The sequence below is a fragment of the Acinetobacter sp. RIT698 genome (genome assembly GCF_009668065.1).
Classification (GTDB): Bacteria; Pseudomonadota; Gammaproteobacteria; order Pseudomonadales; family Moraxellaceae; genus Acinetobacter; species Acinetobacter guillouiae.
This window is the reverse complement of sequence record NZ_WJYH01000016.1, coordinates 1-19,335: the sequence shown is the minus strand read 5'-3', so window position 1 is coordinate 19,335 and position 19,335 is coordinate 1. Positions and strand designations below refer to the sequence as shown.

Here is a 19,335-nt window from a genome sequence, read left to right as displayed (position 1 = left end):
TTTATAAGTTGAGAGCTTCATTCCTCATTAACCATCAAATCGCCACTAAATCTCGAATCCCCTTTTCAGGCATTTCTTCACCGATGCCTTGTGCAACCACTTGACCACGTGCCATCACGGTATAGTTATCGGCCAGCTCCTCGGCAAAATCATAGAATTGCTCTACAAGTACAATCGCCATTTCGCCACCATCTGCCAATTTTCGAATCACTCGACCAATATCTTTAATAATCGAAGGCTGAATTCCTTCGGTCGGCTCATCTAAAATCAAAACTTTCGGCTCCGATGCTAAAGCACGTGCAATGGCTAATTGCTGTTGCTGCCCACCAGACAAATCTCCTCCACGGCGATGTTTCATTTCGTCTAAGACAGGAAAAATTTCATATAAATGCTCAGGAACTTTACGGGTTTTTGCGCCTGAAAACTTCGCCATGCCGATCAAAATATTTTCCTCTACAGTCAGGGTTGAGAAAATATCTCGCCCTTGCGGAACATAGGCCAAACCCGCGCGTACACGCTGTTCAGGGCTCATTTTAGCAATGTCTTTACCATCCAATAAGATTTGCCCAGACTTAATCGGTAAAATTCCCATCAAACATTTTAATAAGGTGGTTTTACCCACACCATTCCGTCCTAAAACCACAGAACACTCACCAATCGGCGCAGTTAAAGTCACATCACGGAGAATGTGACTGCCCCCATAAAATTGATTGACGTCTTTTATTTCTAGCATATTGCTCCCCTTAACGTCCTAAATACTTTTCAATCACATCTTCATTGGCTTGTACTTCCGCCAAGGTTCCTTCGGCTAGAATGGCACCTTGTGCCAGAACCGTAACTTTCTCACTAATGGTGTCGATAAAGCTCATATCGTGCTCAACCACAACCAAGGTATGATTCTTTTTTAATTCCAAACATAACTCTGCTGTCCGTTCAGTTTCAGCATCGGTCATTCCCGCTACAGGCTCATCCAACAAGATCAGTTTAGGTCGTTGCATCAACAGCATGCCAATTTCAAGCCACTGCTTTTGTCCATGTGATAACAATCCCGCAGGCTTTTGAATAAACTCTTGTAAACGAATCTGTTGCAAAGATTCATCCAAAGCCAACTGTGCATCGGGACTTAACTTGCTAAAAAAACTTTTTTTCACGGTTTTGTTTTTTGGCGCAGCAAGGAGCAGATTTTCCATCACGGTAAAATTTTCAAATACAGTCGGTTTTTGAAACTTACGACCGATACCCGCTTCTGCAATTTGTTCAGTACTCATTTTGGCAAGATCATAGTTTTGACCAAAAAAGGCAGAACCTTCGGTAGGGCGTGTTTTACCGGTGATGACATCCATCAATGTGGTTTTTCCCGCACCATTTGGTCCAATAATGCAGCGCAACTCCCCTTCTTCAATGTAAAGAGACAAATCATTTAAAGCCCGGAAAGAATCAAACCATACACTGACTTTTTCTAAGTAAAGTGCAATACCATGGCTGAAATCGGCACCTTCAGCTTTAGGACGACCATAGCCCTCACCGATTTGACCACCATGTTGCGAATTTAAGCCCAAATCTGACAATAGCTCTGACATTAGTGATCCTCCTTTTTAAAGCGCTCAAGCAATCCAATCACCCCTTTAGGGAGGAAGATGGTTACAACGATAAATAATGCACCAAGGATCAATAACCATATTTCAGGATATGCAACGGTAAAATAGGTTTTAACTCCATTGATCAGACCTGCACCTAGAATTGGGCCAATCAATGTGCCACGACCACCTGCTGCAACCCAAACCGCCATTTCAATCGAATTCACAGGATTCATTTCGCTTGGATTAATGATGCCTGCTTGTGGGACATACAATGCACCTGCAATTCCGGCAATCACCGCTGAAAGGACCCATGCCGACAGTTTGTACCACAGGGTACGATAGCCTAAATATTGCAACCGGTTTTCACTATCACGGATTGCCCCCAACACTCGACCATAAGGCTTATTCATTAAACTACGTAAGCCGATAAAGCTCAGTAACAACACTAAGGCAGTAAGGAAACATAATGTTGCTCGCATAGAAGCAGAGGTAATATCCATCCCAAGAATAGTTTTAAATCCAGTAAAGCCATTGTTCCCGCCAAAACCTGTTTCATTGCGGAAGAACAACAGTGCTGCAGCAAAAGTCATGGCTTGGGTGATAATCGAAAAGTACACACCTTTAATTTTGGAACGGAAGGCAAAGAATCCAAAGATAAAGGCAATCACGCCTGGTACCAAAATCACCAAAGCCAAAGCCCATAAGAAATGCTGGGTTCCGACCCAATACCAAGGCAGCTCAGTCCAACTCAGAAAGCGCATAAAGTCAGGTAATTGCTCGCCTGCTGACTCTCGCATCAGGTACATACCAAAAGCATAACCACCCAAAGCAAAATATAACCCATGCCCCAGACTTAGAATGCCGGCATAACCCCAGACCAGATCCAAAGCCAATGCAACCAAGGCGAGACACATGATTTTACCAATCAAAGTCACCCAGTATGCTGAGAGGTGTAAGGCTGAATCTTGTGGTAACACATGAAACCACGGCAGAATCAGCATCACAGCGAAACATACAGCAATGGCGATTGCACTATAGGGTTTATCTGAAAGTAATGATGTGATTTTCATAGGCTTACTCCACAAAACGACCTTTGATAGCGAATAAACCTTGTGGGCGTTTTTGAATAAACAGAATCACAAGAACCAAGAGAATAATTTTGGCGAGCACTGCGCCCATACCAATTTCGAGAATTGTTCCACTCACGCCTAAACCTAATGCGGCAAGCACAGCACCCCAAACCTGACCAACACCACCGACTACAACCACAAGGAAAGCATCAATAATATAGTTTTGCCCTAGGTCAGGCCCGACATTGCCAACTTGTGCCAAGGCACAGCCTGCTAAGCCTGCAAGTCCTGAACCCAGACCAAAGGCCATCATATCGATTCGGGCAGAACGGATACCGACAGCACGTGCCATCTGACGGTTTTGCGTGACTGCACGGACGAATAGACCAAATCGGGTTTTATTGAGCAAGTAAACCAGTAAAAGTAATACAGCGATGGTGAAGACGATGATCGCGATACGGTTATAGGGCAGCATCAAACTAGGTGTAAGCGAAATCCCGCCTGAAAGCCATGAAATATTTGATACTTCCACATTCTGCGCACCAAAAATCATCCGGACCAATTGCATCAAAATAAGGCTGACACCAAAGGTCGCCAACAAGGTTTCTAACTGACGGCCATACAACGGGCGAATCACGGTTCGTTCTATCAACATGCCAATCAAAGCACTGACTAAAAACGCTGCTGGAATTGCTGCAATCAGGTACCAATCGACATAAGCACCCAAATGGGTTTTAAAGAAACTTTGCACCACATAAGTGGTATAAGCACCGATCATGATCAACTCGCCATGTGCCATATTGATCACACCGAGTAAGCCATAAGTAATCGCCAGCCCTAATGCTGCGAGCAATAAAATACTTGCGGTACTGAGGCCTGAAAAAACATGCCCTGTCCATTCACTGGCTTGAATGCGGGTTTTAATACTACTTTGCGCACTGACCAATGCAGCCTTTAATTCTGGATTTAAGTTTGGCTGTGTTAGCGCTTGTTCGATGATCGCCAAAACATCAGGACGACTAGAATCTTTTAGGGTTTTAACCGCTTGAATTTTGGTGAGCGTATCTGGACTATTAAAATCAATTCGTGCTTTTAACTGGGCTAAACGTGCCTTCACTTTATTATTTTTTTCATTGAGATAAAGTTGGTTGATGACCTTAATATCCAGTTCATCTAAATTATTTTCCAAAATATCAATCGCAGCCAATCGCTGTGATGCATCTGGGGACTGTAACTTGATCTTCGCCTGACCAAAGCTCAAAGCTTTATGTAAAGTGTTGACCAGCGTCACTTGATTTAAATCACCTGGCCAATCAGTAATTGCCTGTTCATCTGGATAACTGAACAGTTTATCGCCAGCTTTCATGATGTAGGTATTTCCCGAACTGTCGGTATAAAGCTCGTCGTTTTCGACATAGGCCACCAGCTTATCAAGCTCGTCTATACTTGCTGGCCATTGATTCAGCATCGCTCGACGCTTTGCAAAATCTGCACGTACAAATTTTTGAATGGCGTCATCATGACTTGCCGCTGGCTGAGCGGATGACGATTGCGCACTATGCACAGATTCAGCAAAAATCTGTTGAATAAGAAATAATTGAGAGATCGTAAAAAAAAGTGCTGCGAGTTTCAGTCTAAGTGACATGTGCAACTCCCCCTATTTTTGTTTAAATACAATGACCTTTAAAGTTGAGTCATCAGTTAAGCCCACTATGCATATAGCGGGCTTTTGGGGTCGTAAAGTCTTTATTTAGGAATGTACGGGCTCCATGGTTCCGCTTTGATCGGTTGAGGGCTCTTGTAAACCACATCAAATTGCCCATCACCACGAATTTGTCCAATCATCACAGGCTTATGCAAGTGATGATTAGTAGCATCCATACTTAAGGTATAGCCAGACGGTGCTTTAAAGCTTTGACCCGCCATCGCTTCACGGACTTTATCTACATCCGTTGTTCCCGCTTTTTCAACGGCTTGTTTCCACATATTGATGCCAACGTAGGTGGCTTCCATTGGGTCATTGGTCACCAATTTACTGGCATTGGGTAGCTTATATTCCACTGCGTATTGCTTCATCTTATTGACGAATTCGGTATTCACTGGATTCTTCACAGACATGAAGTAGTTCCAAGATGCCAAATGCCCGACCAGTGGTTTGGTGTCGATCCCGCGTAATTCTTCTTCACCGACTGAAAAGGCCATCACAGGAATATCCGAAGCTTTTATGCCTTGGTTACCCAATTCACGATAGAACGGTACGTTAGAATCGCCATTGATGGTGGAAATAACCGCGGTCTTTTTACCCGCAGCGAATTTCTTAATATTGCCGACGATGGTTTGATAATTACTGTGTCCAAATGGTGTGTATTCTTCCATGATGTCTGCATCGGCAACACCTTTAGACTTTAAGAATGCACGTAAAATTTTGTTGGTGGTTCGCGGGTAAACATAGTCGGTACCTAATAGGACAAAACGTTGCGCCTTACCTCCCTCTTCACCCATTAAATATTCAACAGCAGGAATCGCTTGTTGGTTAGGTGCTGCACCTGTATAGAAAATATTTTTAGACTGTTCTTGGCCTTCGTATTGCACTGGATAGAACAACAGACCATTGAGCTCCTCTACAACTGGTAACACTGATTTACGAGAAACTGAAGTCCAGCAGCCAAAAATGACAGCGACTTTATCCTGAGTTATTAACTGGCGGGCTTTTTCAGCAAATAATGGCCAGTCTGATGCAGGATCGACGACAACGGGCTCAAGCTTTTTCCCCATCACCCCACCTTTGGCATTAATTTCATTGATTGCCATCAGTGCCGTATCTTTAAGCGACGTTTCAGAGATTGCCATGGTTCCAGACAATGAATGCAAGATGCCCACTTTAATTGTGTCACCGCCTGTAGCAGTTGCCGATTTATTTTCTGCTGCGGGTTTCGCTTCTGTTTTATCTGCGGGTTTTGAGCAAGCCGTCAGCGCAATGCTCCCCATCATTGCCACAGCGAGAAGTGTTTTTGAAAACATTTTTTGTTGGAACATCATCTTTTTCTCTCCAAACCTTTTGGTGCATTTTTGAATGCGCGATTTTGCTTTTACCTGACAGGCTTAATTCAATTTTTATGCCAAGTGGAGAATTTGTGATTTTATCGTTGAATATTTTTCCTAATAAAAAATAATAAAATCAAAATATTAGCTGCTATTATTTTTATATAAGTTGAAGATACATTGATAGGCATTAAATGCCTTTCCATCACTGGATATAGCCAGCACTTAGCAAGTAAAAATGCGAGATTAAAAGCCACACTGGTCAAATTAAGTGCAATTTTTTTTGTTTAAAATGAGCGATGAGAGTGCAAAAAATTTACCCAAAATTAAATTTTTAGGGCTTTCGGGATAAATTTTGCTTTACAGCACCAAACGATTTTTGACGGGATAATCCAATCCCTGAGATGTATGGCGTAGAGGCAAAAGAATAGGAGAAAAAATAGAAAGATAATGCAGAAATTATTTGTACTACGAAGAATGTAATTCTGTTTGCATCAATGCGATGTTTCAGAGGTATCAAAAAAAATGATGCTCTGAGGCATCATTTTTTAAATATTAATGAGTTCAGCAATCAAACACTCAAATCAGCTAAATTACCTTTTTGCTCTAACCAGTCTTTACGATCACCTGACCTTTTTTTAGCAAGTAATTTGTCCAGTAAGCCTGTTGTGTGATGCGTGTCGTCCAAATCCAACTGCACCAAACGGCGCGTATTTGGATCTAAGGTGGTTTCACGCAATTGACTGGCGTTCATTTCACCCAAACCTTTAAATCGCGTAATTTGCGGGTTTTTAGATTTAACTCTCTTTAAGATAGCTTCTAACTCTTCGTTATCAAGCGCGTAATAAACATCTTTGGCATCATCGATACGGAACAATGGTGGCATTGCAACATATAGGTGCCCAGCATCGACCATTGCAGGGAAATGCTTGACGAAGAGTGCACAAAGCAAGGTCGCGATATGTAAACCATCTGAATCGGCATCGGCAAGAATACAAATTTTGCCATAACGTAATTCGGAAAGATCATCACTGCCCGGATCTACACCGATTGCAATCGCAATATTATGCACTTCTTGAGAGGCCAACACCTCGTCAGAAGAAACTTCCCAAGTATTTAAAATTTTCCCACGAATCGGCATGATCGCTTGGAAGTTTTTATCACGGGCTTGTTTTGCTGAACCACCCGCAGAGTCACCTTCGACAATAAACAGTTCTGATTCTTCAAGGGTATGACCCACACAATCTGATAGTTTTCCGGGCAAGGTAGGGCCGGCAACAATCTTTTTACGTTCAACTTTTTTGGCTGCTTTTAAACGGCGACCCGCTTTCGCAATCACAATCTCAGCCAATTGCATGGCCACTTCAGAGTTTTGATTTAGCCAGAGTGCAAAAGCATCTTTGGCAATATTTAAAACAATGTTAGACGCTTCTCGGCTTGAAAGACGTTCTTTGGTTTGTCCTGAGAATTGTGGTTCTTGGAATTTAAGCGACAGAATATAATTGACCCCGTCCCAAACATCTTCAGCAGACAATTTGAGATTACGTGGCAACAAGTTACGTAACTCACAAAACTCACGCATAGCATCGGTAACACCTGAGCGTAACCCGTTTACATGGGTTCCCCCTTGTGCTGTCGGGATCAAATTCACATAACTTTCCTGAATTTGTTCGCCACCCTCAGCATTCCAGCAAATTGCAAACTCAGCACTGGCACGTTCAGCTTCACCCGTTGCAACAAAGGCAGGGTCTGGAATGATTTCGCGATCTTGTAATTCATCCATCAAATAGTCAACGAGACCATTTTCAAACTGCCATTCAATTTTTTCGTCATTAATCTGGTCAATATAATTAATTTGTAGACCAGCAGCCAATACAGCTTTGGCTTTGAGATTATGTTTTAACGCTTTTAAAGCAAATTTAGGAGAGTCAAAATATTTCGCTTCTGGCCAAAAATGTACTGTTGTCCCCGTAGCACGTTTTGGCGCTTTGCCTTCCAAAACCTCTAAAGGCGCAACAGGTTCACCATGTTCAAACGCCATTTTATAAAGATTGCCGTGGCGTTGAACTTCAACTTCAACACGATCGGACAAGGCATTGACCACGGAAATCCCAACACCATGCAAACCACCCGAAAACTGATAGTTATCGGTGCTAAATTTACCGCCTGCATGTAGTTTCGTTAGGATAATTTCAATCCCGCTTTGTCCGTATTCAGGATGAATATCGACTGGCATACCACGCCCATTGTCTTCGACCGACAACGAACCATCTTTATATACTGTGACAGTAATTTTATTGGCATGTCCTGCAAGTGCCTCATCGACAGCATTATCAATTACTTCTTGCGCCAAATGGTTTGGACGAGTGGTATCGGTATACATACCTGGACGACGACGTACAGGATCTAGACCAGATAATACTTCAAGTGATTGGGCCGTATATTGAGACACGTTGAGTTTTTTCCTTTTATTTTACGGAGTATGATAAAAATTCCAGAATCATGGGTATTTTATCTGCAAAATCTTCCATCGCATGATTACCGTGCATTTCTGTCATGATCAATGATGTGTGTGGAGCTGCACTATAATACCGTTCAGCGTCACGATAATCTAAAACTTCATCACCTTGTTGCAATAAGACCAGTATTTTGTCTGCATCTTGTACAAATGGCACGGCAATCGCTTCCAAGTAGTCAAGTTGTAAACGATCTAAAGTCCATTGTTCATTGATCTTATAGGGAATCTGTTCAATTCCAAATAAGTTACTGAACAATTGCCATGGTCGCATAGCTGGATTAATTAAAACAGCAGGCACACCATATTTTGCGACCAATTGTGTCGCATAAAAGCCACCAAAGCTACTCCCCACCAGTGCAACATCAGGCAATTTTTCAATGAGCGCTGAAATTTGATCTAAAACCAGTTGCGGATGCTGGTTTAAATCAGGCAAATGCACACTATACGATGAATAGCATCGACAATAATCATCTAATTGTTGCCCTTTTATTGATAAAGGACTACTTTTAAAACCATGTAAATAAATAATATTCATTGAAAATAGTTTGCTTTTTTACCACCAATGTTTTAATTTTTAATGTGATTCAAATCACATTATTGTTTTAATTTGTATATGTCGGGATATTGTCCGACAAAAAACTAAAACTTAATCGCAATTATCGGTATTTTAAATAGCGTTCAGGATGAACAAGATAAGATGATTGCCTAGGGATTTATACATTGATCTACAGCAAAAATAAAGTCTTTGTTCCAGATCAATATGGATGAGGAAATAACAATGCCAAGCTTAACCCCTTTACACGAAACCTATTGTAAGTGGGATCGTTCGCCTCCAAGTCAGGCCGATGTATTAGAAGGTTTAGCGCAGTTAGTGAGTACACCACTCAGTGGCATGGTTCAAGACTTTATCCAGTCGATTCAACGTGAAATGTTGCTGAGTATTTTTGGCTTAAGTAAACAAAAAGCCAAACGATTCCAATCCCGTCCAATTGTCGATAAATTCTATCAATTTGGTTATCACGCATTGCAAAATTATGGTAGCCACCTGATTGCCCCAATTTTACGTAAAACCATTGAACGTTTTCCAAATTTACATGATAAGCCATTGACCTCTCATATGACTTTTTTGGTCAGTGTTTTAAATGGGGTGTTGGGTGATTATTTATTGGCAACCCATAATCCGCTCGCACTGTCACCTGTGCTCTATGATCATTATGGTTCATTACAGCAAGGTGATTTGGCTGGCCGTGTGGTGATTTTCTCTCACGGTTTATGTATGAATTATCAAGACTGGACCAATCGTAACAATGGCGGTATTGGTGAGAAACTCTTGGCGCAACGTGACCACAACACCATGTTGTATTTTCACTACAATACGGGACGCAGAATTTCAGCCAATGGACGTTCATTGGCAAATCTTTTAGAAGATTTAATCAAACGTAACCCTCGCATTACCAGCATTGATTTAATTGGGCACAGTATGGGTGGCTTGGTTTCTCGCAGTGCGCTGTTCTATGGTAAACAAAACATGCATCAGTGGTTCCACATGGTTGAGAATCTGGTTTGTATTGGTTCTCCGCATCATGGTGCGCTATTAGAACGTTTCGGATTTGCCATGCAAGAGAAAGTGGGTAATTTCCCGATTGTTAAAATGATCAGCCATATCGTCAATATCCGCAGTAATGGCATCTTAGACTTGCGTTATGGAAGTGTTCGAGATGATGATTGGGAGCATAACAATGCCCGTATTGGTTTGATGGATGACAACCGTAAACCAGCTCCGCTACCGTCGCATATCAATACCTTTTTAATTGCAGGTACCTTGGAGTTTGAAAACCGCAAAAACCGCACCTTAAAAGTGATTGGCGACTATCTGGTCAGTGTTAAAAGTGCCTTGGGTGAACACCCGAACCCACGTTTCCAGTTGAAATTACCTGAATCGCATAAAGCTGTGTTTTATGGCTTAAACCATCTTGAGATTCAATATCATCCTTTGGTTTCGGAACAGATTGCCAAATGGTTTTATCCGCACCATGATGAATTGGCAGAAGAACAAATTCGCAAATATTTGATTAAATTAGAAAGTATGCAAGGGATTGTTGAAACTTAATTGCAAAAAAGCTGATCTTCAATCCACTTTTTTCTGCTATTTCACTTCAATTTGATAAGACTTGTTCTGCTGAGGATCAATCATCTCACCATATTCATCAAAGTTTGATTTTTCTGCACATTGGGTATCGATCAATAAGCGTTGATTTTTTACAATAAAGCCTTGTTTTAATTCACAAGTCCAAGCTTTATTATAAAATTTTTGGCTGAGCTTTTTGCCTGTTAAATCAAATTGCGTCACCTCAATCAGCGACTGGGCAAGCGTTCTAGCAGGATGGCTCTGCGACACAGACAATACGTAGTATCTGCCGCCATGTAACTGACAGTCTTCAATTCGACTTGAAAAATAATCTGGATCGACAATAAATTTTTTAAATGGCTGAGCGCCCAATTTGATATAGGAAACATCGGCTGGAATAGTGTCATCAAACTTAGATTTAAACTGACAAGACACATCTTTACTGACCACATTGTTGGCTGGTTTTGCAGAGACTTGTGTTGTAGCCAAGCAGACCAGTATGCCGATCCCGGCTAAATTTATTTTATGATTCATGATTTTGCTTGATTTATAAATAATTGAAGTTTATATGAAAAAAGAGCCAGTTTAGACTGGCTCTTAATGTTTTTAAATTAGTACTTTCTAAACAACTGCCACAGACTGATCAATGCCAATACACTGAAAAACAGTAATGACCAAACAGGTAAAGACTGTCCTAAGAAAGTCCAATCAACCATGGCACATTCGCCAGAACCCTTAAGCACATTTTCAAACACAGCCTTTAAAGGCAAAGTGTTGACCCAATAGTCCAGACCGGGTCCACAACTTGGGACCTGATCTTTGGGTAGGTTCTGTAGCCACACATGACGAGCAGCAACACCAACTGACCAAGAAATCGCAGCTAAACCCAAAACGCTATAAATGCGCTTAAATACATTTGTTTTTGGGTTATGCAAAAAGGCAATCAATGAAATTAGCCCTAGACCAATCAATCCAATACGTTGAAATACGCACAGTGGACATGGCTCAAGCCCTTGTACATGCTCTAAATAGAGCGCAAACGACATACCAATCACACTTGCCAAAAATAAAAGACCACTTACGAAGCGATAACTACGCCATTGCATGGAACTTCCTCATTATCTAATTAATGCTTTATCTAAATTTACTCAGATAATCCTCGAAACTTATACTTGTATTTTGTTCAAGTTGCTGTTGTTCTGCGAGAGATGTTCGAGTAAGCCCCTCAAAATACGCTAAAGTTTCCGGACTTAATACATGTTGTTCGTAACTTTGGATATGTTGATTGGCCATATAGCCACCAAAATTCCATGTACCACCTTGCTCTACAGTATCGGCAATCACATGCGCTGATAGTGTTTCATCCACATCATCAATACGTGTTTGCATCACCGTCAATGCTTGACGATATAAATCTGTTGCATAGGATTGGTTGAGTAGATCTGCAAGTGGTTGCATGGCGGTGACATGCTGTTGAATCCACTCAAGTAATGGATATTCAACACCCGCTTCAATGATTTTCGCATTTGGCGCACGACCACGATTGACCACTTCAGCCTGATTTTGCTCAATAATATCTTGTTCTTCATCCCATAAATCTGGGCTTTCTTTAAGCAAGCAATACAACGCAACCACTTCCAAGAAGCCTGCTGTATCCTCATCGATGCCAATCGCACTGTATGGATTTACATCTACCGCGCGTAACTCAACATAGCCAATCCCACGATTTGACAAGGCCTGAGAAGGCGTTTCCCCTGCTTGTGGCACTTGTTTTGGACGGACTAAGCTGTAGTATTCATTTTCAATTTGTAAGACGTGATCATTAATTTGAATCGGCTGACCATTGGCATCGTTTAAACCTAAATGACTAAACTGTGCATAAGGTGAATTGACTGCTTTTTGTAATTCAGCCACATAACTTTCTAAATTATTGTAATGAATACCCAATTGTTTTTGTGCAGAATTTTGATAACCAAAACGCCCCATACGCAATGCTGTGGCATAAGGTAGAAATAATGTGCCTTTGATTAAAGGCAACAATTGATGCTCACGCCCTGTCATAAAGCATTTACAGACTGAAGGGCTGGCACCTACCAAATACATCACGAGAGGAGTTAAACGAATAAAGTTACGGATTAATCCAAGATAACGATGACTGCGATAATCTTGCAGGCTTAATGCTTTAAGCGCTTCATTGCTTTCGTGTTGTTGTAATTGTTCAAATAACGCATCTGGGAAAGACACATTATAATGCACACCCGAAATCGTCTGCATACGGCGCCCATAACGAATGCCGAGACCATGACGATATAAGGTTTTGAATTGACCAATATTGGATGTGCCATATTGCGCCAAACGGATATTTTCTTCTTTGTCATCCAGCATACATGGCATGGACAAAGTCCATAGCTTTTCATCATTTTCTAAATGACGATGCACAACAGCATGTACATCGGTTAAAAAGCTTAATGCTTCAGGAATGCTTTCTTTGGGAGGTGTAATAAACTCCATCAAAGCTTCTGAATAATCTGTGGTGATATGCGGATGTGTTAGGGCTGAGCCTAAAGACTGAGGATGATCAGCCTGTGATAAAAAGCCATTACTTTGCATACGCAGGCTTTCACGTTCGATGCCACGTAACATGCCTCTGAATAAGGTAGAATCCACCCAATTTGGTACTAAAGATTGGGAAATCGTTTCGGGTTGACTCATACTTACTCGCTTATCTTAAAGAATTTTTTAAAATAAAATGTTTTGATGCGCGCAGTATAACGTTATTTATCGATATACACGTATAAGCATCGTTGTTTTAAATGAATTATTCACTTTATTTCGGAAAAGTTTTTAACACAAACTACCTCTACAAGACATCTAAAATTTGTGATTTTATAGAAAAATTACCACTAAAGAATTGTAACTACTATGAATTATCAAGAAATTATCGATTTTTGGTTTAGTGAAGAAACTCAACCATTTTGGTTCGCAAAAAGTGACGCATTCGATCAAACTTTGCACCAAAGATTTGCACATACCTTGGATCAAGCCAAACATTGTGAGCTATGGACTTGGCGTGCCACAGCAGAAGGTCGCTTGGCTGAAATTATTGTTTTAGATCAATTCTCGCGTAATTTGTATCGAGATCATGCTGAATCTTTTGCACAAGATGCCTTGGCACTTGCGCTAGCACAAGAAGCAATTCAGCTAAATTTAGATCAACAATTAAGCCCCGAACAGCGTTCATTCCTGTATATGCCATTTATGCATAGTGAATCAAAAATTATCCATATCCAAGCTTTACAGCTTTTTGAAGAGTTGGGCAATCCTCTCAATTTAGATTTTGAGAAAAAGCATAAAGTGATTATTGATCGTTTTGGGCGTTATCCTCACCGTAATCAAATTTTAGGGCGAAGCTCAACGGCAGAAGAAATTGAATTTTTAAAACAACCAAATAGTCATTTTTAATCCTATTTATTTTTATCTAAACAGCTTATGCAGAAACATTTTGCATAAGCTGTTTGACCCGCGCATCAAAGCATGCTGATTCATCAGCAGCAGCAAGCGTTAGAAAACATAGCTGTGTTTAATAATGGTATTTTCAATCATTTCAGCATGTATGGACTTTAACTGCTGTTCATGCGAGTCAAAACTTGGAAAGAGTGGTATGCCCTTTCCAAGAAGAACAGGCATGATAAAAACCTCTAAGGTATTGAGCAGCTTCTGTTCAATAAAAGTATTCTGCAATTGCGTTCCACCGACAATCCAGACATTGCCGTTATAATTCTGTTTGAGGTGCTCAACAAGTTCATCCACAGCTAAGTTCCACCGCGAAAGCGAGGCATGAGTTAAAGCTAAATCAGGATTAGAAGTGACGATAAATCCTTTCTGGTTTGGATAGGGCCACGCCTCAGCAAAAGAACAAATCACTTCATAGGTTTTACGCCCCATAATCACGATATCGATATCTTGGATAAAATCATCATATCCACAGTCAATACTTTGAAATGGCGCTAAAAAGGCTACAGAACCATCTGGTGTTGCGATATAGCCATCTGCACTTGTTGCAATATAACCTTTAATTTGAATACTCATTTAACCCTCTCTCAACAGCCTTCACTCTCAACAGTCTTTATTTTTTTATCATGGATCAAATACGCATAATATAGGGCTTATTGTTTAAATTTTACGTGAACAGTCATTTATCTTGTTGAGTATCATTTTGAATTAACAAAATTCTTCTTGAAATTCATTGTCAGTCCATCAATTTAGAACAATATACTGAGGATTATAAATTCATTAAATTCCATCCAGAAGAATGGAAAGGAGAGACACATGAACAAAGTACTCATTGGTCTAACTATTGCAGCGGCGCTCACCATCACAGGTTGTGCGACAACACCAAGCAAACCACGTACCTTTGACCAACTTGGGCAATACACTACGGTTCCACTTAACGATCATAGCTATCGCATCAGCTTCCAAGGCAATAGCAATATGAGTTTTGGAACAGCTGAAGAAATTAACCTTGTTAAAGCCGCACAAACAACGCTTTTAAATGGGTTTACTTACTTCAAGGTTTTAGATGACCCAAGTAATCGCACTCAGCAACCACCTCGTAAAGCGGTAGTTTACCCATCATCAAACTACTATCCATATGGTTGGGGCTATCGTCGCCATCCTGTGTTCTGGAATGACCCATTTTATGATATGCCACAAGTGGTGACCATTGACCCTGTGCAAATTTCCTATACGATAGAATGTTATAAAGATAAAAAGTCATCGCCAAATGATGCATTTGACGCTCGTCTGATTTTGCAATCTTTAGGACAAAAATATGGTGTTAGTCCGACAGGACAAGTACTGCAACCACAGCCTGATGCGGTAACATCAACGAAATAAAAATGCAGAAATCTATTTAGGAAAATGAATGAGCGGAATTGAACAAAGTGAAGTTCTCAATGAAATTCCAAACTTAGATCGAAGCAAACGCTTTGCGACCATCGCATTGGTGGTGGCTGTTGTCGCATGGTTTGCTTTGATCATTTCCGCCAAACTGATGCCTGAGTATGCTTGGTTTATTCATATTCTCATGCTGGGTGCTGAAGCTGGCGTGGTCGGTGGCTTAGCCGATTGGTATGCGATTACCGTGTTGTTTCGTAATCCCTTTGGGAAAATCCCCATTCCTAAATTTCTAAAAGATCACACCGAAATCATTCCACGTAATAAAGCACGTATTGCGGAATCAATGGGTAAATTTGTCCAAGAAAATTTTCTATCTCCACAAATTGTTGAACGTAGTTTAAAAAGTATTGATCTTAGTTTTGCTGTCGGTCAATGGCTGGCCAATCCTAAAAATAACGGTCAAGTGGTGGATGTGATTCAGCAAACGGTTCCAAAAATTTTCGAATTTGTCGGGCAAGACCAAATTGGACGCTTTATTCAAAACAACAGTGTGCAATGGGTTCGAAATACTCGAATGAACCAATTGGCAAGTGAAATGCTGCGTGCAGTTTTAGAAAATGATTTCCATCAAGATGTATTACAACGTGGACTGGATATTGCCCATGAATGGATGATGACCCATCCTGAAAAAACCCGTGAAATTACCCAAACTATGTTTAAAGAGCTTGGTGTTTCACGCCTTGCCAAAGGTGCCAGCTGGATTGGGATTGATGTTGAGCAACGGACCATTGATTCAGTGATTGAAAAAGTGGAATCCATGCTTGCTGATCAGGAGCATCCTATTCGTCAAAAAATTGAAGAAGCTGCACATGAGCTTATGTTGCAATTGGCGGATAACAATAGTCATGCCAGCATAAGCTTAAATGAAACCAAGAATGCCCTGTTAGACAGCGAACCAGTACTCAACTTTATTACTGGTGCTGTGGTGATTTTATGTGATGCGGTTAAATCTGACTTGCTTAAAGCAGACTCGGGTATTGCCATGAATTTACGTATCGCCATTCAGCAGCTCGGTGAAAACTTGATGCAAAATCAGTCTGTACGTGAATTGCTGAATGATCGAATCAGCGGAATTGCCATCAATTTAAGTGACCAATATAGTGAGAAAGTGATTAAGTTTATCAGTCAACGTATCCATGAATGGGACTCTACCGAAATGATCGCCAAGATTGAAAATGAGGTAGGCGGTGATTTACATATGATCCGTGTTAATGGTGTTGTGGTCGGTGCATTTATTGGTCTAAGTTTAGGTGTGATTCGTGCTGTGATTGATTTTGCGATTTAAGAATATAAAAAAATGGGAGTCTAGCTCCCATTTTTTAGCACTGCACTTTTATCAATTTAAATGCTGTATCAATCAATCGCATAATTGATGGTCACGACAACCCGCGCAATTTTATTAATGGTGGCTTTGTCATAAGCACCGCCATAATCACTGTCATCATCAGAACCACTTTCAGGTAAAATATAAAACGCACCCTGGCTTGCAGAACGCATCGCACCGACTTTTACCCCACCCACTTTTGCAAACTCATTGGCACGGCTATGCGCATTTTTAGTTGCATTGGCGATCAATGACATTTTTATTTCTTCTAGATTCGACACCAAATACTGCGGTTTTTGCTCGATGGAGATGCCTTTTTCATCTAATAAATACGCATCTTTTGCGGCTTTCTCAATCTTTTGAATATCACGACTATTTATCACTAGTGATTGCATCGCAGTATAGCCTCTAAACTCGCGGGTAAATTTTCCCTCGCCTTGATTCACTTCTTCATAATAGGGTTGAGAGCTTTTATTACCCAGTTTCATTTCTGTTGCTTTAAATCCATGCTCAATAAAGAAATCTTGTAGTGCTTTTATTTCTTGATCTAACAATTGATAGGCGGCTGAAACACTGTCTGAAGCACGACTAGTTTGCAGATGAATCTCCCAGCGCGCTAGATCCGCTTGTATAGGTTTTTCAGCCAACCCTTTGACCACTATTGAATTTTTTTCACCATTAAACTGCTTAAGTGCATAGCCCATGACACTTGCCGAAATAATGAATCCTAAACTTAGAATGAGTGCAAAGACCCATAAAGTTTTATATGTGATTGATTTATTTTCCATTATTGTAGTATCGCTAAAATTATTATAAATAAGTTATAGTAAGGATCCTACAACAAGTCAACCTACTTTGATCCTATAAACAACATTGCGTTATAGTTTGCGTCATCTATAAAGATTGATCACGCCTTATAACTCAATCTTGGTTAATATCAGAAAATTAAAGGGTAATACCTTTAATTTTCTGATAAGTCTTAATTAAAAAATGTTTTATAAGGGTTTGTTAGTGGAAAAGAGATTTGGCAAACCATAAATATGATTTATGGTTTGTTAGTTGCTAGAGTATTAAATTAGAAGATCACACCGAAATCATTCGTTTACTCAGAGCCAAAGATGCCACTAAAACGGTGAGAAGAAAATATGAGCGTGGTTAGATATACAAAAGAAGAATTTAATGAAAAGTTCAAAGACAAACTTGAAGCAGAAATCCAATGTTTAGTAGTGAGAGGTAAAATCTCTGACAAACACATAGATCTTTCTGATATTCCTGAAATTACTAACTGGAGCAAAGCTATTCGTCATGGGCAACGTCATCATCCATTGAAATAACAAACCTCTCGTCTGCAAGATAAGTAATTAGACTTGCTTAAAGCTCTTTACGTTCGATTGACCCAGCTTCTTTAATTGAAGAAGCAAAGTCATTAAATAAATTATTATCTATGAAATTTCTCATTCACTAATTGGTGCAAAACTGCTGTTTTCTTAACTATTCAACTTAAAACTTTTCGTTGTTATGTTAATTTAAATCATCTAGATTTTTTAACATATTCATATCATCCTGACTAAATTTTTCTTTATCTTTAAAAGCATTTTGATGGATAGTTTCAACGCTAGAAGAATTTTCACTCGAAGATAAATATGCAATATTTTCAGACATATTTATAAATATTTTTATATCAGTTTTATTATCACCCATAACTAGACCATTGGTATATTTCATTTTTGCGTACTGATTATTATATTTTGCATAGATATAATAATCACTAAAAGTGTTTATATTTTCTTTTTTATAACTTTGCATACTCCCTTCTTTAAATAAAACAGTATAATTGCTAGTTTTTCCTATATATTTTTTTAATTCATGTCCATCCAAAAGATAGCCATACGGATTTATCATAACCTTTAAGCCTTTATTATCTATAGATTTATCAAAGGTAATGTCTACTTTTGTTTCATAATTCTGCGAAGATATATTTAAGCATGAAGTCATTGCCATTAATCCTATAAAAACTATAGAAAATTTTAAAATCATTATTAAACCCTTAATTTATAATCTCTATTTCTCGTTGCGATTTAAAATCATTACAATAGACTTCTTTCATCAGTCCTTTTAAAACTATAGATCAACATAAAATTTCCCTCATCTTAGCCTTCTCCCAGAGGGAGAAGAAAATTTCAATACCAATATAATTCACTCCTCATGATCATTTTTTATTTATAAAAGAGCTATATTGTATTGATTTAAATACTGTTATAAGTTCAACTTTCAAATTTCTTCATATTATGTGCCTCAATTAACTTTTTCTTTTCATTCATAGATATATTTTTTAATTTTAAAATATCTTTATTTAATAGCTTATCTGTTTCTAACAACTCTTCAAATGTCATAAATTCTAGGGTCGCAATTGTATCAGGCTCTAATTGTGTAAGTTCAAACTTTGCTTTGTTCGGATCATAGTAAATAAATTTTTTTACTCCAGAGTTTTCAAAGTTTTTGTAATACAAAATACCATCGCTAAACAACTCTTTATTTTTATAAACTTTAAATTTTAGGTAATCCTCTGCAAAAGAGTAGTCATTTTCTACAACACTATCCTTAATAATATTTTCGGTATAATACATTTTATTAAAATTAGTATTAAACACATAAAATTCATAATAAAAAACATTAGAATTAATCGAAGTGTTTTTTATTAAATTTCTTTGATT

Annotated in this window: 19 protein-coding genes and 1 pseudogene; 5 read left to right on the top strand and 15 right to left on the bottom strand. The window is 39.4% G+C overall.

Annotated elements, in window-relative coordinates; genetic code table 11:
• Positions 1–34 precede the first annotated feature (34 nt).
• The 7 genes from urtE to GJV03_RS09115 all read right to left on the bottom strand — a co-directional run bounded on the left by urtE (position 35) and on the right by GJV03_RS09115 (position 8,745).
• Positions 35–733, bottom strand: coding sequence for an urea ABC transporter ATP-binding subunit UrtE (gene urtE, locus GJV03_RS09145; protein WP_056517139.1), 699 nt, complete (start codon positions 731–733; stop codon positions 35–37).
• 10 nt (positions 734–743) lie between these two features.
• Positions 744–1,568, bottom strand: coding sequence for an urea ABC transporter ATP-binding protein UrtD (gene urtD / locus GJV03_RS09140; RefSeq protein ID WP_171501848.1), 825 nt, complete (start codon positions 1,566–1,568; stop codon positions 744–746).
• A gap of 11 nt (positions 1,569–1,579) precedes the next feature.
• Positions 1,580–2,650 (bottom strand): urea ABC transporter permease subunit UrtC, encoded by a 1,071-nt coding sequence (gene urtC / locus GJV03_RS09135; RefSeq protein ID WP_004718664.1) that lies wholly within the window; start codon positions 2,648–2,650, stop codon positions 1,580–1,582.
• A 4-nt stretch (positions 2,651–2,654) separates the two neighbouring features.
• Positions 2,655–4,295 carry an urea ABC transporter permease subunit UrtB gene (urtB, locus tag GJV03_RS09130; protein WP_004718665.1) on the bottom strand — a complete coding sequence of 547 codons (1,641 nt, stop codon included), beginning with the start codon at positions 4,293–4,295 and terminating at the stop codon, positions 2,655–2,657.
• A gap of 101 nt (positions 4,296–4,396) precedes the next feature.
• On the bottom strand, positions 4,397–5,686 hold the full coding sequence (gene urtA / locus GJV03_RS09125) for an urea ABC transporter substrate-binding protein (RefSeq protein WP_034611328.1): 1,290 nt from the start codon (positions 5,684–5,686) through the stop codon (positions 4,397–4,399).
• 577 nt (positions 5,687–6,263) lie between these two features.
• Positions 6,264–8,144 carry a DNA topoisomerase IV subunit B gene (parE, locus tag GJV03_RS09120; RefSeq protein ID WP_004718669.1) on the bottom strand — a complete coding sequence of 627 codons (1,881 nt, stop codon included), beginning with the start codon at positions 8,142–8,144 and terminating at the stop codon, positions 6,264–6,266.
• 16 nt (positions 8,145–8,160) lie between these two features.
• The gene (locus tag GJV03_RS09115) at positions 8,161–8,745 is read right to left on the bottom strand and encodes a YqiA/YcfP family alpha/beta fold hydrolase (RefSeq protein WP_154129932.1); all 585 of its coding nucleotides are present in this window, start codon (positions 8,743–8,745) and stop codon (positions 8,161–8,163) included.
• Between the two features lie 243 nt (positions 8,746–8,988).
• Between GJV03_RS09115 and GJV03_RS09110 the strand changes: the two genes are divergently transcribed.
• Positions 8,989–10,320 (top strand): alpha/beta hydrolase, encoded by a 1,332-nt coding sequence (locus tag GJV03_RS09110; protein ID WP_004818342.1) that lies wholly within the window; start codon positions 8,989–8,991, stop codon positions 10,318–10,320.
• 36 nt (positions 10,321–10,356) lie between these two features.
• Here the strand turns inward: GJV03_RS09110 and GJV03_RS09105 are convergent, their stop codons facing one another.
• The 3 genes from GJV03_RS09105 to gshA all read right to left on the bottom strand — a co-directional run bounded on the left by GJV03_RS09105 (position 10,357) and on the right by gshA (position 13,050).
• The gene (locus GJV03_RS09105) at positions 10,357–10,872 is read right to left on the bottom strand and encodes a hypothetical protein (RefSeq protein WP_154129931.1); all 516 of its coding nucleotides are present in this window, start codon (positions 10,870–10,872) and stop codon (positions 10,357–10,359) included.
• Positions 10,873–10,949: 77 nt separating this feature from the next.
• Positions 10,950–11,444, bottom strand: coding sequence for a disulfide bond formation protein B (locus GJV03_RS09100; protein ID WP_004818338.1), 495 nt, complete (start codon positions 11,442–11,444; stop codon positions 10,950–10,952).
• A gap of 28 nt (positions 11,445–11,472) precedes the next feature.
• A complete protein-coding gene (gshA, locus tag GJV03_RS09095) occupies positions 11,473–13,050 on the bottom strand; it encodes a glutamate--cysteine ligase (protein ID WP_004718681.1) in 1,578 nt (525 codons plus the stop codon).
• A 210-nt stretch (positions 13,051–13,260) separates the two neighbouring features.
• On the opposite strand from gshA, the gene GJV03_RS09090 reads away from it, so the two are divergent.
• Positions 13,261–13,800, top strand: a complete 540-nt coding sequence (locus GJV03_RS09090; RefSeq protein ID WP_004718682.1) for a DUF924 family protein — start codon at positions 13,261–13,263, stop codon at positions 13,798–13,800.
• A 99-nt stretch (positions 13,801–13,899) separates the two neighbouring features.
• On the opposite strand, the gene GJV03_RS09085 is transcribed toward GJV03_RS09090, so the two are convergent.
• Entirely contained in the window at positions 13,900–14,427 is a 528-nt protein-coding gene (locus tag GJV03_RS09085; protein WP_004718685.1) for a dihydrofolate reductase family protein, read from the bottom strand.
• Between the two features lie 240 nt (positions 14,428–14,667).
• Here GJV03_RS09085 and GJV03_RS09080 point away from each other — a divergent pair, with 240 nt between their 5' ends.
• Both GJV03_RS09080 and GJV03_RS09075 read left to right on the top strand, forming a co-directional pair.
• Entirely contained in the window at positions 14,668–15,234 is a 567-nt protein-coding gene (locus GJV03_RS09080) for a hypothetical protein (protein ID WP_004718687.1), read from the top strand.
• A gap of 28 nt (positions 15,235–15,262) precedes the next feature.
• Entirely contained in the window at positions 15,263–16,582 is a 1,320-nt protein-coding gene (locus GJV03_RS09075) for a DUF445 domain-containing protein (RefSeq protein ID WP_004718689.1), read from the top strand.
• A gap of 68 nt (positions 16,583–16,650) precedes the next feature.
• Here the strand turns inward: GJV03_RS09075 and GJV03_RS09070 are convergent, their stop codons facing one another.
• Positions 16,651–17,409: an SIMPL domain-containing protein gene (locus GJV03_RS09070; protein WP_034611176.1), complete on the bottom strand. Its 759-nt coding sequence runs from the start codon at positions 17,407–17,409 to the stop codon at positions 16,651–16,653.
• A 357-nt stretch (positions 17,410–17,766) separates the two neighbouring features.
• Here GJV03_RS09070 and GJV03_RS09065 point away from each other — a divergent pair, with 357 nt between their 5' ends.
• Positions 17,767–17,955 carry a hypothetical protein gene (locus tag GJV03_RS09065; protein ID WP_154129930.1) on the top strand — a complete coding sequence of 63 codons (189 nt, stop codon included), beginning with the start codon at positions 17,767–17,769 and terminating at the stop codon, positions 17,953–17,955.
• 40 nt (positions 17,956–17,995) lie between these two features.
• Here GJV03_RS09065 and GJV03_RS21930 read toward each other — a convergent pair.
• From GJV03_RS21930 to GJV03_RS09055, 3 genes and pseudogenes are all read right to left on the bottom strand, one after another.
• A pseudogene (locus GJV03_RS21930) lies at positions 17,996–18,067 on the bottom strand (transcriptional regulator); the annotation flags it as partial.
• Between the two features lie 75 nt (positions 18,068–18,142).
• Positions 18,143–18,658: a hypothetical protein gene (locus GJV03_RS09060; protein ID WP_154129929.1), complete on the bottom strand. Its 516-nt coding sequence runs from the start codon at positions 18,656–18,658 to the stop codon at positions 18,143–18,145.
• Between the two features lie 227 nt (positions 18,659–18,885).
• The coding region (locus GJV03_RS09055; RefSeq protein ID WP_154129928.1) for a hypothetical protein at positions 18,886–19,335 on the bottom strand (450 nt) is incomplete at its 5' end.